The organism is Bradyrhizobium sp. ARR65, assembly GCF_000472385.1.
GTDB lineage: Bacteria > Pseudomonadota > Alphaproteobacteria > Rhizobiales > Xanthobacteraceae > Bradyrhizobium.
Window position 1 is genome coordinate 86,086 of the sequence record NZ_AWZU01000008.1, and the last position, 16,039, is coordinate 102,124.

Annotated in this window: 15 protein-coding genes; 2 read left to right on the plus strand and 13 right to left on the minus strand. The window is 61.4% G+C overall.

Going from position 1 to position 16,039, the window contains the following annotated elements:
• Nucleotides 1–129 precede the first annotated feature (129 nt).
• From F758_RS0111910 to F758_RS0111950, 9 genes are all read right to left on the minus strand, one after another.
• Nucleotides 130–969, minus strand: a complete 840-nt coding sequence (locus tag F758_RS0111910; RefSeq protein ID WP_024508073.1) for a phosphodiesterase — start codon at nucleotides 967–969, stop codon at nucleotides 130–132.
• A 7-nt stretch (nucleotides 970–976) separates the two neighbouring features.
• Nucleotides 977–2,038: an ABC transporter ATP-binding protein gene (locus F758_RS0111915; RefSeq protein WP_024508074.1), complete on the minus strand. Its 1,062-nt coding sequence runs from the start codon at nucleotides 2,036–2,038 to the stop codon at nucleotides 977–979.
• A complete protein-coding gene (locus F758_RS0111920) occupies nucleotides 2,035–2,820 on the minus strand; it encodes an ABC transporter permease (protein ID WP_024508075.1) in 786 nt (261 codons plus the stop codon). The genes F758_RS0111915 and F758_RS0111920 overlap by 4 nt, the downstream gene beginning before the upstream one ends.
• Nucleotides 2,821–2,824: 4 nt before the next feature.
• The gene (locus F758_RS0111925) at nucleotides 2,825–3,640 is read right to left on the minus strand and encodes an ABC transporter permease (protein ID WP_024508076.1); all 816 of its coding nucleotides are present in this window, start codon (nucleotides 3,638–3,640) and stop codon (nucleotides 2,825–2,827) included.
• 45 nt (nucleotides 3,641–3,685) lie between these two features.
• Nucleotides 3,686–4,693: an ABC transporter substrate-binding protein gene (locus F758_RS0111930; protein ID WP_024508077.1), complete on the minus strand. Its 1,008-nt coding sequence runs from the start codon at nucleotides 4,691–4,693 to the stop codon at nucleotides 3,686–3,688.
• Between the two features lie 123 nt (nucleotides 4,694–4,816).
• The gene (locus F758_RS0111935) at nucleotides 4,817–5,272 is read right to left on the minus strand and encodes a RidA family protein (RefSeq protein ID WP_024508078.1); all 456 of its coding nucleotides are present in this window, start codon (nucleotides 5,270–5,272) and stop codon (nucleotides 4,817–4,819) included.
• A gap of 27 nt (nucleotides 5,273–5,299) precedes the next feature.
• A complete protein-coding gene (locus F758_RS0111940) occupies nucleotides 5,300–6,979 on the minus strand; it encodes an AMP-binding protein (protein WP_024508079.1) in 1,680 nt (559 codons plus the stop codon).
• 144 nt (nucleotides 6,980–7,123) lie between these two features.
• A complete protein-coding gene (locus F758_RS0111945; RefSeq protein ID WP_024508080.1) occupies nucleotides 7,124–7,939 on the minus strand; it encodes an alpha/beta hydrolase in 816 nt (271 codons plus the stop codon).
• Between the two features lie 5 nt (nucleotides 7,940–7,944).
• On the minus strand, nucleotides 7,945–8,439 hold the full coding sequence (locus tag F758_RS0111950; protein WP_024508081.1) for a MarR family winged helix-turn-helix transcriptional regulator: 495 nt from the start codon (nucleotides 8,437–8,439) through the stop codon (nucleotides 7,945–7,947).
• Between the two features lie 305 nt (nucleotides 8,440–8,744).
• Here F758_RS0111950 and F758_RS0111955 point away from each other — a divergent pair, with 305 nt between their 5' ends.
• Both F758_RS0111955 and F758_RS0111960 read left to right on the plus strand, forming a co-directional pair.
• Nucleotides 8,745–9,920, plus strand: coding sequence for an ABC transporter substrate-binding protein (locus tag F758_RS0111955; RefSeq protein ID WP_024508082.1), 1,176 nt, complete (start codon nucleotides 8,745–8,747; stop codon nucleotides 9,918–9,920).
• Nucleotides 9,921–9,938: 18 nt separating this feature from the next.
• Entirely contained in the window at nucleotides 9,939–10,391 is a 453-nt protein-coding gene (locus tag F758_RS0111960; protein ID WP_024508083.1) for a cupin domain-containing protein, read from the plus strand.
• Here the strand turns inward: F758_RS0111960 and F758_RS0111965 are convergent.
• The 4 genes from F758_RS0111965 to F758_RS0111980 form a co-directional block, all read right to left on the minus strand.
• The gene (locus F758_RS0111965; protein ID WP_024508084.1) at nucleotides 10,388–11,647 is read right to left on the minus strand and encodes a flavin-dependent oxidoreductase; all 1,260 of its coding nucleotides are present in this window, start codon (nucleotides 11,645–11,647) and stop codon (nucleotides 10,388–10,390) included. The genes F758_RS0111960 and F758_RS0111965 overlap by 4 nt on opposite strands.
• Before the next feature lie 167 nt (nucleotides 11,648–11,814).
• Nucleotides 11,815–14,166 (minus strand): bifunctional salicylyl-CoA 5-hydroxylase/oxidoreductase, encoded by a 2,352-nt coding sequence (locus F758_RS0111970; protein ID WP_024508085.1) that lies wholly within the window; start codon nucleotides 14,164–14,166, stop codon nucleotides 11,815–11,817.
• An 88-nt stretch (nucleotides 14,167–14,254) separates the two neighbouring features.
• A complete protein-coding gene (locus F758_RS0111975) occupies nucleotides 14,255–15,091 on the minus strand; it encodes an enoyl-CoA hydratase family protein (protein ID WP_024508086.1) in 837 nt (278 codons plus the stop codon).
• Between the two features lie 46 nt (nucleotides 15,092–15,137).
• Nucleotides 15,138–15,899 carry an SDR family NAD(P)-dependent oxidoreductase gene (locus F758_RS0111980; protein ID WP_024508087.1) on the minus strand — a complete coding sequence of 254 codons (762 nt, stop codon included), beginning with the start codon at nucleotides 15,897–15,899 and terminating at the stop codon, nucleotides 15,138–15,140.
• Nucleotides 15,900–16,039 lie beyond the last annotated feature (140 nt).

A 16,039-nucleotide genomic window follows, 5' to 3' on the forward strand; every position in this document is an offset into this window, starting at 1 on the left:
GTTGCGAGCGCAAGCGAGGCAATCCAGACTTGCTCCGCGGATACACCCTGGATTGCTTCGTCGCTTTGGCTCCTCGCAATGACGGGCTCGGTCGAAGACGCTTGTCCGGCTTTGCCGTTCGCGGATGCTTTACAGCAGCTTCCCGTCCGGCCCAAAGAACGGGTGTGGCCCGTCGAATTCGCCGATCGGCACCTGGTGGGTCACCAGGTCGCCGAACCGCTCGCCCGGAAACCAGGCGTGGAGGTGCAAGGCAGGCGGTTCGACCTTGAACGACGGCTCGCGCAGATGCGCAAGATCGAGATCGACCGCGTGATTGGGCGCGGGGCAGATCGTGCAAGGACGGCCTGCAAACATGGTCAAGGTCGCGCGATGCACGTGGCCGCAGCCAATGTGCCTGACACGTGGATGGCGCAGGAGGATTGCGGCCAATTCGTCGGCATTGCGCAGGTTCTGGCGATCCATATGCCAGATTCCTGCGACGAATGGCGGATGATGCAGGAAGACCAGCGCCGGACGATCCGCTGAAGCGGCCAGCGCTGCCTCAAGCCACTGCAGGGTCCGCGGGGCCAGCTCGCCATGCGGCGCGCCTGGCACATTTGAATCCAGGAGCAAGAGGTCGAGCCCGCCGAGCTCGATCCTTTGGTCGAGCGGGCCGGAGGTGTGCGCATAGCCGGCTTGCGGGAACGCCCCGCGCATCAGTTCGCGACAATCATGGTTGCCTGGAATGGCAGCAAACGGCAGCTTCAACGGCTGCAGCAAGCGCTGCAGATGCTCGTATTCCTGCGGGCTCGGCGTGTCCGCGAGATCGCCCGAAATCACCAGGAAATCAGCCGCGGGCTCGAGCGCATTGAGAGTAGCGATGCATCGTTCAAGCGCCTTTGCGGTATCGACGCGGCCATAGGCGAGCGCGCCCGGCGCCTTGATGTGCAGGTCCGAAATCTGGGCGATGAGGACGGGCTTTTCTGGCATGGGTCCGTCAGCTCTCCGGGGGCAACAGGCGAACGGCGTCGGGCGCGATCGATAGCCCGACCCGCTCCCCCGCCTTGGCTTGGATCGTATTCGGCGCGTCGATTGTGAGTGGCTTGGGGGCGGCGCCGCTGACGACCAGGCGCTGCCGGTCGCCGACAAAACTGACGCTATCGATTGTACCTGACAAGTGGGCGCTGTCCGCCGAAGTAACCCCGATCGTTTCGGGGCGGATCATCACGACGGCTTCCGACAGGTTCTGCGCGCCATGGATTGGCAAGCGTCCTCCTGGCAGCACGAGCTGGCCATTTTCGACGACGGTCTCGAGGATGTTCGCGGCACCAATGAATTCGGCGACAAAGCGATTCTGCGGCGCAAAGTAAATCTCGCGCGGCGAGCCGATCTGGGCGATGGCGCCTTTGCGCATGACGACGATGCGGTCGCCGAGTTCCATGGCTTCCGCCTGATCATGCGTGACATAGATCGCCGTGATCCCGAGCGCGCGCAACAGGCGGTTGAGCTCGCCGCGAAGCCGCTCGCGAAGCGCCGCATCAAGCGCCGTCAGTGGCTCATCAAGCAAGAGGATGCCGGGCCGGATCGCGACCGCGCGCGCCAATGCGACGCGCTGGCGCTGACCGCCGGAGAGCTGGTCGATGCGCCGATTTTCCAAGCCTGCGATGTTGGTCAGAGCGACCAGTTCGGCGACGCGCGCCGCACGCTCCGTTTTGGGCATGCCGCGGATCTTCAGGCCGTAGGCGATGTTCTCCGCGACCGACATATTGGGAAACAGCGCGTAGGATTGAAATACCATGCCGACATTACGGCGCTCGATCGGCAAGGAGGTCATATCCTTGCCGTCGAACAGCACCGTCCCGCCGGCATCAGGCTGTTCGAGCCCGGCGATGATCCGCAGCATGGTGGTTTTGCCGCAGCCGGAGGGACCCAGCAGAACCAGCGTTTCGCCGCGTGCGATCTGGAGCGTCGCGGGCTCGAGCGCGAGCGTACCGTCGGCGAAGGTCTTGCCGCAATTTTTGATGTCCACGGCTGCGCCGTGTCCGCCGACCGTGCTCATCTCGTCTGCTTCCCGTCCGCGAAAAGCTGCATCGCCACCAAAAGCGGAATGATCATGATGAAGAAGATGAGCGTATAGGCGGAGGCCACTTCCAGCCGCATCGAGGCGTAGCTGTCGGCAAGGCCGATCGGCAATGTCTTGGTCAAGGGTGTGTGCAGCATCCAGGTCAGGTTGAATTCGCCAAGCGACAATGTCACCACCATCAGGCTGCCGGCAAGAATACCCGGCACGGCATTGGGGACAATCACGTCGCGGAAGCGCCGCCAGGGCGAGGCGCCGAGCGAGGCGGCGCCTTCATCGAGGGTCTTGACGTCGACCGTGGCAAACACGGCCATGACCGAACGCACCATGAATGGTATGGTGAAGATGACGTGACCGACGAGGATGAACAGCCAGGATCGCCGAAATTCGCTGGCGCCGCCATAAGTCAACAACAGGGCCAGCGCGAGAGCCAACCCCGGAATCGCAACGGGCAGCGTGATCAACTCCTCGATCATCCGTGAAATCTTGCCGCTCCGCACATGCAGCGCGTAGGCCGCCGGGACCCCGGCCAACAGCGTCACCGCGAGTGTCGCAAGAGCGATCACGTAGGAAAGCAGGATGGTGCCGGCATAGAGCTCCCAGACCTGTGCGACCCATTCCAGCGTCACGCCCGACGCAATACCGCGGAAGTAATTCACGGTGACGCCGGCGGCGATGGACAGTCCGGCAGGGACGACCAGGAACGCGGCGACGAGCAACGTGAAAAGGAGCTGTCCGGTGAACAGCAGGCGATCACGCATGGCACTATCCCGCAGCTGCCACCGCGCTGCCGCTGAAGGAACGGGCGAGCGCCAGGATGAACCAGGTGATGACGCCGAGCCCGACCGAGAGCGCAGCCGAGGTCGCAAAGTTCGCGGCCAATGTGAACTCGGTGTAGATCAGCATCGGCAGCACATCGATATTCGTCGCCAGCGTAAAGGCAGTGCCGAACGCCCCCATGGCGGTCGCAAAGGCGATGGCACCGGAGGCGACGAAGGCCGGCGCCAGCGCCGGCAACACCACGTCCCGCTGCACCGCCCATGGGCCCGCGCCGAGCGAACGCGCCGCCTCCTCGAGACCAGGATCGAGCTTCTGCACTGCGGCCATGATGGTGAGGATGACGCGTGGAATCGAGAAGTACAGATAGCCGAGAAACAGCCCATAGATCGAATAGGCAAAAACGAGCTTCTGCCCGGTCAGATGGCTCGAGAGATCGCCGATGACGCCTTGCCGGCCGGCGAGGAGAATGATCATGAATCCGACCACGACGCCGGGGAAGGCCAGAGGAAAGGTCAGCATCGCGATCAAAATGGAGCGCCCAGGGAAGCGATGACGCTGCAGGAACATGCCGACGATCGTCGCCACGATCAGGGTCACCAGGGTGGTGGCGGTCGCCAGCAGCACCGTATTGATCAGCGTGGCGCGGTAGCGCGGCTCGACCAGGATCGCAAGATATCCCGCCAGCCCCTGCGGCCCCTCCGCGCCGGTGGCGATCAGCCGTGCCATCGGCAGCAAGAAGAATGCCGCCGTCACCACCGCGAGCGGCAACAGGCACAGCCCAACAAAGGATCGATGCGACATCAAGAGATGGTGCCTCTGCCCCTAAAGCCGAGGCACCATATTGCATCAACGGACCTCGGCCAGATAGCGGTCAACGAAGCCCTTTTGCGCGTTTTCCATCTCGCCCCAATCAACGCTCTTGGCGCGCGCATAGTCGCTGTCGGGCAGGAATTTGTTCTTGACTGCCTCAGGCAGTTCGATGGGACGGGCCGGGCGAAGATAAGCGTTGGTCCAGATCGCCTGCCCCTTGTCCGACAGAAGATAGTCCAGCACCTTCTTCGCCTTTTCCTTGTCGGGCGCATTCTTGACCAGGCCGACCACGTAAGGGAATACCACGGAGCCTTCGCAGGGGATCACGAACTCGAAATTGCCCTTCTCAGAATATTTCGCGCGATAGGCGTTGAAGTCATAGTCGAAAAGGATCGGCATCTCGCCTGAGACGACGCGGGCGTAGGACGTCTGCTTTGGAACGATGGGATCGTTCTTGCGCAGCTCCTTGAAGAAGTTGATCGCGGGGTCGAAGTTGCTGGCAGACCCGCCGAGCGCAAGGTTGACCGCGACCGCCCCGACATAGCCGACCGCAGCCGAGCTTGGATCGAGATAGCCGACCATGCCCTTGTAGTCAGGCTTCAAGAGATCCTTCCAGCAGGCCGGCACCGGCTTGCCGCCCAGCGCATCCCTGTTCACGAACAGCCCGAGCGTGCCCGAATGGATCGTGGTCCAATAACCGTCGGGGTCCTTGAGACCCGCGGGCACCTGGTCCCAATTGACGGGCTTGTAGGGCTCCAGCGCATCCTGAGCTTTCGCCTTCATGCCGAAATTGACGCCGAAATAGCCGATATCGGCGACCGGATTGTTCTTCTCCGCCAAGATCTGCGCCAGCGCCTGGCCGGAATTTTTGTTGTCGTGGGGAATGTCATAGTGAAGATCGGCCTTGATGGCCTTGAGCATGGAAGCCCAATCGGCCCATTCCGGCGGGCAGTTATAGCAGATGACATCGGCCGCCTTCGCCGACTGCCACGGCGCCAGCACGGCCAGCACCAGCAACATCAGGGCAAAACGGATAGGCTTCATGCGTAGGCTCCGATATATCGGCAAGGACCTGAGGGAATGGCCCCCAAGTATAGGCCGCGCATGAAGGTTTTGCGACGGATGCTTTTTTGCTTTGCAACAAAGCTGGGGAGGCTTAGCCGCGGCTCATCGCGGGACGACTGCCGTGGCCTCGATTTCGACCCGGGCTTCCTTCTCGACCAGGCGCACAACCTGCACCAGCGCCATCGCCGGATAATGCGAGCCGATAATCTCGCGATAGACCTGCCCGAGTTCTTTCAGGCTTGAGAGATACTCGTCCATATCGACGACGTACCAGGTGAGGCGGACCAGATGATCCGGCCGCGCCCCGCCCTCAGCCAGGATGGCCGTAATATTGCTCAAGCTCTGGCGCACCTGCGGGACAAAACTGGTCGGCAACTGACCCTGGTCGTCCCAGCCGATCACACCGCCCGTCACCACAATGCGGCCGTCGGCAGCCACACCATTGGCATAGCCCTTGGGCGTCGGCCAGCCGGCGGGCTGCAGGATCCGCGCCCCCTCGGCGGGTCCGTCCTTTGCGGTCTGCAGAATCGCGAGGTGAGGTGCTTTCGGCGTGCTCACGAACAATCTTCCATCATACGAGTAGATTCATTCCGCGGCCATGCCCGGCGAGGTCGCACCGGCCTGCGCCATCTGTCTGAGGGCGAACCGCTTCAATTTGCCGGTCTCGGTCTTCGGTAGCTGCGCGACGAACTCGATCGCCCGCGGATATTTGTAGGGCGCGATCTCACGCTTGACGTGATCCTGCAAGGCCGCAACAAGCGCGTCGTCGCCGACGAAACCCGAAGTGAGAACGACATAGGCTTTGACGATCGTGCCGCGCGCCTCGTCTGGCGCACCGATGACGCCACACTCGGCCACGGCTGGATGCGACAACAGTGCTGCTTCCACCTCCGGCCCGGCGATGTTGTATCCGGCGGAGATGATCATGTCGTCCGCGCGGGCGACGAAGCAAAAGCGTCCCATTTCGTCGCGAACGAAGGCGTCGCCCGTCAAATTCCAGCCGTCGCGCACATAGTTCGTCTGCCTGCTGTCGGCGAGATAGCGGCATCCGGTGGGCCCTCGCACCGCCAGCTTGCCGACCGTGCCCGCCGGCTGCTCGTTCATATCTTCATCGACGACCTTTGCTTCGTACCCGGAAACCGGCCGCCCGGTCGTTGCAGCCACGGCCTCTCCCACACGATTTGTGATGAAGATGTGCAGCATCTCGGTGCTGCCAATCCCATCTAAGATCGGCTTGCCGGTCTTCCGTGTCCAGTTTTCGAAGACTGGTGCCGGCAAGGTCTCGCCGGCGGAGACCGCCAGGCGCAGCGAGGACAGGTCCGCGCCCTTCTCCATTGCCGCCATCATCACGCGATAGGCGGTCGGCGAGGTGAAACAGATCGTGGCCCTGTAGGTTTCGATGATCTTGACCATCTCGGGAGGTGACGCGTTTTCCAAGAGCGTGGCCGTGGCACCGAAGCGCAGCGGAAAGATCGCGAGACCGCCGAGTCCGAAGGTAAATGCGAGCGGCGGCGAGCCTACGAATACGTCATCCGGCGTGACCTTGAGAACCTCTTTTGCATAGCCATCCGCAATGATCAGGAGATCGCGATGGAAATGCATCGTCGCCTTCGGCTCACCCGTTGTGCCTGACGTAAAGCCCAGCAAAGCGACATCGTCTCGCCCAGTCTTGACCGCGTCGAACCGAACCGGTTTGTTCAACGCCACGCGATCGAGCTCCGCATCATGGTTCGATGTTCCGTCGAAATTGACGACCTGCTTGAGGAAGCGGCTGGTCTTCGCGCAGGCCACCAGTTCGTCGGAGATGCGGCTGTCGGTCAATGCAAGTCCGATCTCAGCCTTGTCGACGATTTTAGACAGCTCTCCCGCGCGCAGCATCGGCATGGTGTTGACGACGACGGCACCGGCCTTTGTTGCCGCAAGCCATGCCGCGACCAGCGCCGGATTGTTGCCGGAGCGGATCAGGACTCGATTGCCGGGCTTGACGCCGTAATTCTCTACCAGCGCATGCGCAAGACGGTTCGACCAGTCCGCAAGCTCCTTGTAGGTGCGCTGTCGTCCATTGCCGATCAGCGCAATGCGATCGCCCATCCCCTTCTCGACAATGCGGTCGGTCAACTCGACCGCAGCGTTGAGATACTCGGGATATTGAAACTCCGGCCGGTCAAGCAGCAAGGCCGGCCATTGCTGGAATGGCGGAAGGTTTCGCCGCGTGAAATCATCGACGTGGCCAGATGGGCCAAGGCTCGGAATTTGACCTGACATTTGCATCGCCCCTCTTGTTCGGGACCAACACTCAGGACGCCCGGCAGCGCTTCATCCTCTAAACATTTTATACTTAAAATAATTCGGCGCAATAGCGGAAAGTTGGGCATTTGACGCCCTTGATGTGGGCGGCGGCGGATCCGTTCAGCGACCGGCCAATTCCTTCAGCCGTGCAACCATCGCCGAATCCGGATCAGCCAAGGGCCCGATCGCGGTAAAATGGTTGGCATCGGCGATCGTGCCAAACCGGGTTGCGACACCCGCCTTGCCCCATTGCTCGACGATGGTGCGGCTTTGGCGGAGATATTCCGCGCTTTCACTTTCGCCTATCACCGCATCGAGGATCGTCCCCTCTCGCGGCGACCAGAACAATGGACTTGCGGCTCGTGCCGAGGCCTCATTCAGACGCAGCGCCTTGTTGATCGACGTTCCAACCAGCGGGACGAGATCGAACAGCCCGGAAATGGCGTAGGCCGCGCTAACAAGGTTCCTTGGCAGCTCGGCAGCGATGGTGGGCCAATCCGTCGCCAGCAGACAGGCCGCGAGATGGCCGCCCGCGGAATGCCCACTGATCACAAGTGGCCGGCCATGCCGCGCCAGCTCGCGAGTTGCCGCGCGCATTTGCTCAATGATCGCACCCACCGTAACAGATGGGCAAAGGTCGTAACTCGGAATGGCGACGCTGACCCCATGCGCATTCAGTCCGCGTGCACAATGGCTGAAGGACGAACCGTCCAGAGCCTGCCAATAGCCGCCGTGAATGAAGACGACGATCGGGCCGTCTCGATCGCCGCGAAAGAGATCAATCCTGTGACGGGCGCCTGGCCCATAGGCGATGGTGCGCGCCGGGTTCTGCTCGCGATACGCAGCGGCATCTCGGGCCCAGCCGGCCATCAGAACTGGATTTTCCGGAACCCGGGCCCGATTGTTGTATTCGATCTCGTAGTCGATATCCGTCATTTGGCTCACGGTGCCCGTCGGTTCCCGGCCTTCTGCGCCGACGCTTTTGTCTTCGCCAATAGCCGCATCAATTCGCGCACGTCTTTGGGCGACAAGTCCGAGAAGATGTCGGCGATCCAGCGCTCATGCTCGGCCGCCATCTTGCGAAATTCCGCGCGACCGATTTTTGTCAAGCGGATCACCTGAACGCGGCGATCGGTTTCCGACGTGCGCCGGTCGAGATGGCCGGATTCGACCAGACGTTCGACCAGTCCGGTCACGTTGCCGTTCGACACCATCATGCGCTTGGACACATCCGACAGGGTCATGCCTTCAGGTGCCTTGTCGAGTTGCGCCATCAAATCGAACCGCGGCAGCGTCACGTCGAAGCGCTCGCGCAGGCGACTGCGCACCTCACCCTCGATCAACGTCGTGCAGGTCAGAAGCCGCAGCCACAACCGCAGCTCATTGCCGTGATCTTCGGGCAGTTCAACGGCTTTGGTTTCTGAATCAAGCATCATGACGAATCAACCTGCCAGGAGCCGTGAGCGGCGCCCTGATCTTAAAATTGCCGGCCGGCCAATCATTTTGACCTTCAAATATCTTGCGTCGCGCCACAAGTCAAAATTGAGCGTTCCCGATCTTGAGCCGGCAGATTCTTTAGAGTTCAAATAACTGGCGCGGTGCTTGCATGCATCCCGTCGCGGCCGCGTAAACTCATTGCCGGTTTGCTTGCGCCGAGAGCCACAGCCGGAATAAGCTTGAGAGCTCGGATCACACCCAGCTCTTTCCGCTCAGGTCGAGGCCACTGGTCAGGGGAGTTGTCATGAGCAAACAATCGAAGTGGGCCGGATTGGCGATCCTGTTGAGCGCTGTGTCAAGCGCGGCCCTCGCGCAGGGCAAGATCAAGATTGGCGTCATCGCCACCTTGTCAGGGCCAGCAGCGGTGCTTGGCCAGCAGACGCGCGACGGGTTTGCGCTCGCGGTGAAAGATCTCGGTGGCAAGATGGGCGGCAAGGATGTCGAGGTCACCGTCGTCGACGACGAGCTCAAGCCTGATGCGGCCGTGACCAAGGTGAAAGGCCTGCTCGAGCGCGAGAACGTCGATTTTGTCGTTGGTCCGATCTTTTCGAATATTCTGCTCGCGATTCATCGGCCGGTCGTCGACAACAAGACCTTCCTGATCAGTCCCAACGCCGGTCCTTCGAGCTATGCCGGCAAGGGATGCAACCCATTTTTCTATGTCACCTCGTACCAGAACGACCAGGTGCACGAGATCCTTGGCAAGGTCGCCCAGGATCGCGGCTACAAGCGGGTCTACTTGCTGGTGCCGAATTATCAGGCGGGACGGGATTCCGCCGCCGGCTTCAAGCTCGACTACAAGGGCGAGATCGTCGAGGAATCCTACATGCCACTCGGCACGCTGGATTTCCAGCCGGAGCTTTCCAAGATCGCTTCGCTCAAGCCGGACGCGTTATTCACGTTCATGCCCGGCGGTATGGGCGTGAACCTCGTGAGGCAATACCGTCAGGCCGGGCTCGCTGATACCATCCCGGTGCTGTCCGCTTTCACCGTCGATGAATCGACGCTGCCGGCGCAGCAGGATGCCGCGGTCGGCATGTTCGGCGGCGCCAACTGGGCGCCCAATCTCGACAATCCCCAGAACAGGAAATTCGTCAGCGCCTATGAAGCAACCTATGACAGCGTGCCCGGCACCTATGCCATGCAGGCTTATGACGCCGCGCGGCTGATAGACAGCGCCGTGAAGGCCACCAATGGCGATCTTACCAACAAGGATGCCGTCGCATCGGCGCTGAAGAAAGCCGATTTCACCTCGCTGCGCGGCAGCTTCAAATTCAACAGCAATGGTTATCCAATCCAGGACTTTTACCTGACCAAAGTGGCCAAGCGTCCCGATGGAAGGTTCCAGACTGAAATCGTGCAGAAGGTCTTCGAGAATTACGGCGATCGCTACGCAAAGGATTGCGCGCCGGGCAACTGAGACGAGGGAGGACAACGTATGAAAACCGAGATCGCCGGCATCACCCGGGCCAACGAGGGCATTCAGGGCATCACGTGGAACATCCTCGGCCAGATCTATGTGCCGAAAAACCGCACGGACAACTGCTTTTCGTGGCATGCGACGTTCCCGCCCGGCACATTTGTCCCGCCGCACCTCCATCCTGATCAGGACGAGTATCTCTACATCCTGGAGGGTCGGCTCGACTTCATGCTCGATGGAGCCGAGGAATTCGCAACGCCGGGAGATACGGTGCGGCTACCCATGGGCAAGCCGCACGGCATCTTCAACAATTCGCAGCAACCGGCAAAGACGCTGTTCTGGGTGTCGCCGACCCGCAGACTTTATGACCTGTTCTGGGCCATTCACAACATGAAGCAGCAAAACCCAGAGGACGTGGTCAAGCTCGCGGCCGAATACAACATTCACTTCTTGCCGCCGCCTCCGGCCTAACTGGCCTGACGCTCTTCCTGGCGGGATACCACGCGTGCGGCAAATCCCGCTCTCGCGGCATATCCCCGCACGATCGCTTCGCGCGCCTCGTAGTTCAACACGCTATCGAGATCTGTAAAGCCTTCCGGCGCAAGTTGCTCCACTGCATCGATTACCCCTTCCGGGCCGCCCTTGCGATTTGAGGCAACGATCTCCGCCGTCATCGGCAGGCGCTGACGCTCGTAGGCCACCAGCGCTTGCCGCGGGTGCTCGGACCGCGCCAGCGCATCAGCCAGGCACCGGGCGTCGAGGATCGCTTGAGACGCCCCATTTGAGCCCACGGGATACATGGGATGCGCGGCGTCGCCGAGCAGCGTCACCCGGCCGCTGGACCAATAAGGCAGCGGATCGCGATCGCAGCAGGGATACTCCCAGAACTCCGGCGTTGCGCGGACCAAAGCGGCAAAGTCAACCTGGGGAATCGAGAAGCCTGCAACGTGCGGCATCAGCTCTTCCCGCTTGCCGAGCCTTGACCAATCCTCCTTGCGCGGCGGCGGCGCCGTGCCGTCGCCGATCCGCACCAGCACGGCCCAATTGGTCAGCCGGCTTGCCGGGCTCGAACCTTCGGCGATGGGATACACCACGGCCTTGGCATTCAATCCACCCGCGATGATCATCGATCGCCCGGTCAGAAAGGCCGGCCAATCGATTGCGCCGCGCCAGAGCATCAATCCGTTCCAGCACGGCGGCCCCTCGTCGGGAAACAGCGCTTGCCGGACCTTGGAATGGATGCCGTCCGCCCCGATAAGAACGTCGCCGCGCGCTGTGTGCACGTGCGCGCCGTTCCGGTCGAAGAAATAGGCGGTCACTCCGCCTTCGTCCTGGGAGAACGAACCGAGCCGGCAGCCGGTTCTGATGGCATCGGGGCCGAGACGGTCGAGCACCGCCCGATAGATCACCGCCTGCAGGCGACCACGATGGATCGAGAACTGCGGCACGTCGTGCCCGGCGTCGAGCCCGCGCTTCTCGTGCCAGACCTGCTGACCGTGACGCGTCAGATAAAACAGCTCGGCGGTGCGGATCGCAACCTCGTCGAGACGGTCCAATAGGCCAATTCCCGCAAGCTCACGAATCGCGTGAGGAAGCGTATTGATGCCGACGCCGAGTTCGCGGATCGCGTCGGCTTGCTCGAATACCTCGCAGTCAACGCCGCGGGCCCGCAACATCAGCGCGGTGGTCAGACCACCGATACCGCCGCCGACAACAATTGCCTTCATCGCCCTAACTCCGCACACCCGAGGACGAGCTTCGGAACGGCACTAAAGCGCGATGACATTGAGTCGAATCGTCATTGCGCTCTAGCTCTTTGATTGACATTAAGCATGATCTCTTCGGAAAACCGCTACACACTTTTCCGGATCATGCTCTAGGGTTGCACGGCCAATCACTCCGCCGCAAGCGGCTTTGTCGCCTCGGCCTTCAGCTCCGCCCGTGTCTTCGGCTTGGCCTTAGTTTTGAGGTCCTCCAAATCCAGCCTATCTCGTACGCTGTTGCGGAAAATTTGCTCTTTGCCCGGCAGATATTGTGGCGGACAGAACACGCCCTCCACACCGTACCAAGCCGCGGCTTTCAGGGTGAAGGCGGGATCGACCAGATGCGGGCGGGCAAGGGCCACGAGATCCGCGCGCCCGGCGGCCAGGATCGTATTGACCTGATCGGCCGTCGTAATGTTACCGACGCACATCGTGGAAACCCGGGCTTCGTTTCGGACCTGATCGGAGAACGGCGTCTGGAACATGCGGCCATAGACCGGCTGGGCATCACGCACGGTCTGTCCCGTCGAAACATCCACCAGGTCGACACCCGCCTTGGCAAAGTCCCGTGCGATTTGCACGGCATCATCGCCGGTGATGCCACCCTCTGTCCAGTCGGTTGCGGAAATGCGCACCGACATCGGCTTATGTTTAGGCCAGACCGATCGCAGGGCCTCGAACACTTCGAGCGGAAACCGCAGGCGATTCGCCAACGAGCCGCCATAAGCGTCGGTACGCTTGTTGGTGAGCGGCGAGATGAAGCTCGCAAGCAGATAGCCGTGGGCGCAATGCAGCTCCAGCATATCGAAGCCGCAGCGTTCACCGCGCTCGGCCGCCGCAACAAAGGCCGCCTTGATCGCATCCATTGCAGCGCGATCCAACTCGCGCGGCACCTGGCTGTCGGGAAAGTAGGGAATAGGTGAGGCCGACACCACGTCCCAACCGCCTTCTTCCAAGGGGCGATCGATACCCTCCCACATCAGTTTCGTCGCACCCTTGCGCCCGGCATGTCCGAGCTGCAGGGCGAACTTCGCGGCCGAATTGGCGTGCACGAAATCGACGATCCGCCGCCAGGCGGCTTCCTGCTCGTCATTCCAAAGGCCGGCACAGCCCGGCGTGATGCGGGCGTCACGGCTGACGCAGGTCATTTCGGTGAAGATCAGGCCGGCGCCGCCGATGGCGCGCGAGCCGTAATGCACGAGATGAAAATCGCCGGGCACGCCCTCTTTGGCCGAATACATGCACATCGGCGATACCACGGCGCGATTGACGATCTCCATCTCCCGCAGGCGGAACGGCTGGAACATTGGCGCGACCGGCCTTTTGAGATCGACATCAAACCCCTTCGCGCGAACCTGCCTGGCAAAAGCCTTGTCCACCTCGGCGACGAAATCCGGCGCCCGCAAACGTAAGTTATCGTAAGTGATGGCCTTCGAGCGGGTCATCACGCCAAAGGCAAACTGCACGGGATCGAAATCCCAGAAGCGATCGACATGTTCGAACCACACCAGCGATACGTCGGCTGCGTGCTGGGTCTTTTCCACCTCCTCGCGGCGCCCCTGCTCGTATTTCTGCAGGGCGGAGGCGACGCTCGGAGCGTCGCGCAGAGCGTCTGCCAGTGCGATCGCATCCTCCATCGCAAGCTTGGTGCCCGAGCCGACCGAGAAATGCGCGCTCGCTTTGGCATCGCCGAGAAGCACCATGTTATCCTTGACCCAGCGCTTGCTTCGGATCATGGGGAAGTTGCGCCACATCGAGCGGTTGGTCAAAATCTGGTGGCCGCCGAGGAACCAGCCAAAAATTTCGGCCATCCGATCGGCCGACTCTCTTTCGCTGAGTCCCCGAAGTCCTGCACGCTCGAATGTTTGGGGATCGGTCTCGAAAATCCAGGTGGAGCGCTCTGCCTCATATTGATAGGCGTGGGCAATGAACGGTCCCCACTCGGTCTCCTGGAAGATGAAGGTGAAGGCGTCCAGCGGCCGGGTCGATCCCATCCAGGCGAACATATTCGCGCGCACGTCGATCTCGGGCTGGAAATGATCCACATATTTCTCGCGAAAGCGACTGTTGATGCCGTCGGCGAGGATGATGAGATCGGCATCGCCGAACCGGACCTCATCGTCGATTTCGGTTTCGAACCGAAGCGTGACGCCGAGTTCGCGCGCCCTCTCCTGCAGGATCAAGAGCAGCTTGCGTCGCGAGCAGCCGCAGAAGCCGTTGCCGCCGACCCGATGCACGGTGCCGCGAAAATGGACGGCAATGTCGTCCCAATAGGCAAATTCCTCGGTAATGCGGCGATAGCTCGGCAGGTCATATTTTTCGAAATTGTCCAGCGTTGCATCCGAGAACACAACGCCGAAACCGAACGTATCGTCCGGGCGATTGCGCTCGTAGACCGTGATTTCGGCCTCTGGCCGCTGCTTGCGCAAGAGGATCGCGGCGTAGAGACCGGCCGGTCCACCGCCGATAATCGCGACCTTCATGGGAGCCTCCGACTATCGCAATGTAAATTATTTTAAACCTAAAATAATTTAGCGCAAGTCCCCGCTAACGAGCTTCGAGTAGAAGGCGTCAGTTACCCTGAAATAGCGGTTTCGTTTTGTTCGCAAAGGCCTCGAAGGCTCGGGTGAAGTCGGCGGTCGTCATGCAAAGTGCCTGCGCCACGGCCTCCGCCTCGATCGCTTCTTCCACCGACATCGCCCACTCCATGGCGAGCATCCGTTTCGTCATGGTGTTGGCGAAGGTTGGGCCCTGGGCGATCTCACGCGCAAGCGATTGCGCATCCGCCAGCACCTGGCTGGCCGGGACCATACGGCTGAAAAAGCCCCAGCGCTCACCCTCCTCGGCGGTCATGAAACGACCGGTATAAAGCAATTCGGAAGCCCGCGACTGCCCAATGATGCGCGGCAGGATCGCGCAGGCGCCCATGTCGCAACCGGCAAGGCCCACCTTGTTGAACAGAAAGGCGACCTTGGCGCCAACGGCGGCGAGCCGCATATCGGATGCCATGGCGATGATCGCTCCGGCGCCAGCACAGATGCCCTCGACCGCAGCGACAATCGGCTGCGGGCATGCCCGCATGGCTTTAACAAGGTCACCGGTCATGCGGGTGAACGCGGTCAAACCCTTGGTATCCATTTTCACCAGGGGGCCGATTATCTCGAACACATCGCCACCGGAAGAGAAGTTTCCACCGGCACCGGTGACAACGACCGCCTTGACTGCGTCGTCAAAGGGGCAGGCTCGAAAGAAATCGGTCAGCTCGCGGTAGCTCTCGAACGTCAACGGATTCTTTCGTTCAGGACGATTCAAGGTCACCGTGGCTACGCCCTCAACGAGGGTCAGCAGGAAGTGCCGAGGAGAATAATCCGCCAAGGGTATGGTGACGGGATTGGCTGGACGGCTCATGATATGTCCTACTTCTTGGTTATCTCCTGGTATCGCGCCAGCGATCCTAAACCTCTCCGCCGGCAACCGCGATGGCCTGCCCCGTGATCGCGCTCGCGCCCTCACCACAGAGCCAAAGCACGGTGTCGGCCACCTCAGCCGGGGTGACGAGGCGCCCCTGCGGGTTATGGCGGGAGAGATCGGCCAAAGCCTGCTCGCGGCTGCGCCCAGTCTTCTTCATGATGTTGTCGATGCTGGTCGCAACGAGATCAGTGTCAGTGAAGCCCGGGCAGACCGCATTCACGGTCACGCGCGTGCTCGCGAGTTCGAGCGCGAGTGAGCGCACAAGACCTACGACTGCATGTTTCGCGGCACTATAGGCGCTCACATAGGAATACCCTTTCAGGCCCGCCGTCGACGCGACGGCGACAATTCGCCCGCAAGGCCGATCCTTAATGTCAGGCAACACCGCCTGGATCGCATGCACGACGCCCATGAAATTGACATCCATCATGCGCCTGAACAGCGCATCATCGGATTTTTCAAAGGGGGCGGATCCGGCGGTACCCGCATTTGCAATCAGAATGTCAATCGGCTGCCGAGCCGCGGCCGCCGCAATGGCCGAATGGACTGCTGGCTGCTCCACGACATCGGCCACTTCCGCGAAATGCGCCGCGCCCGCAGCTACCGCCGCATCGAGAGCTGGACGATGACGGCCAACGACCGTGACTGTCGCACCAGCACGGACCAGCGCTGCGGCGATCTCGCGACCTATGCCACGACCGCCGCCCGTCACCAATGCATGTGAGGAATGCGGCAGTCCGGACATGCGCAGACCTCCCCATGTGGAGTTCAGCCTCGGTACTTCGCGTATATTTTAGACCTCAAGGTTTTGCAAGGAAGGCTCTGGCCGGCCAGGCGGGCCCCAGATGCTTTAGATATAAAATTATGGCTTCCCATCCTTCGGCA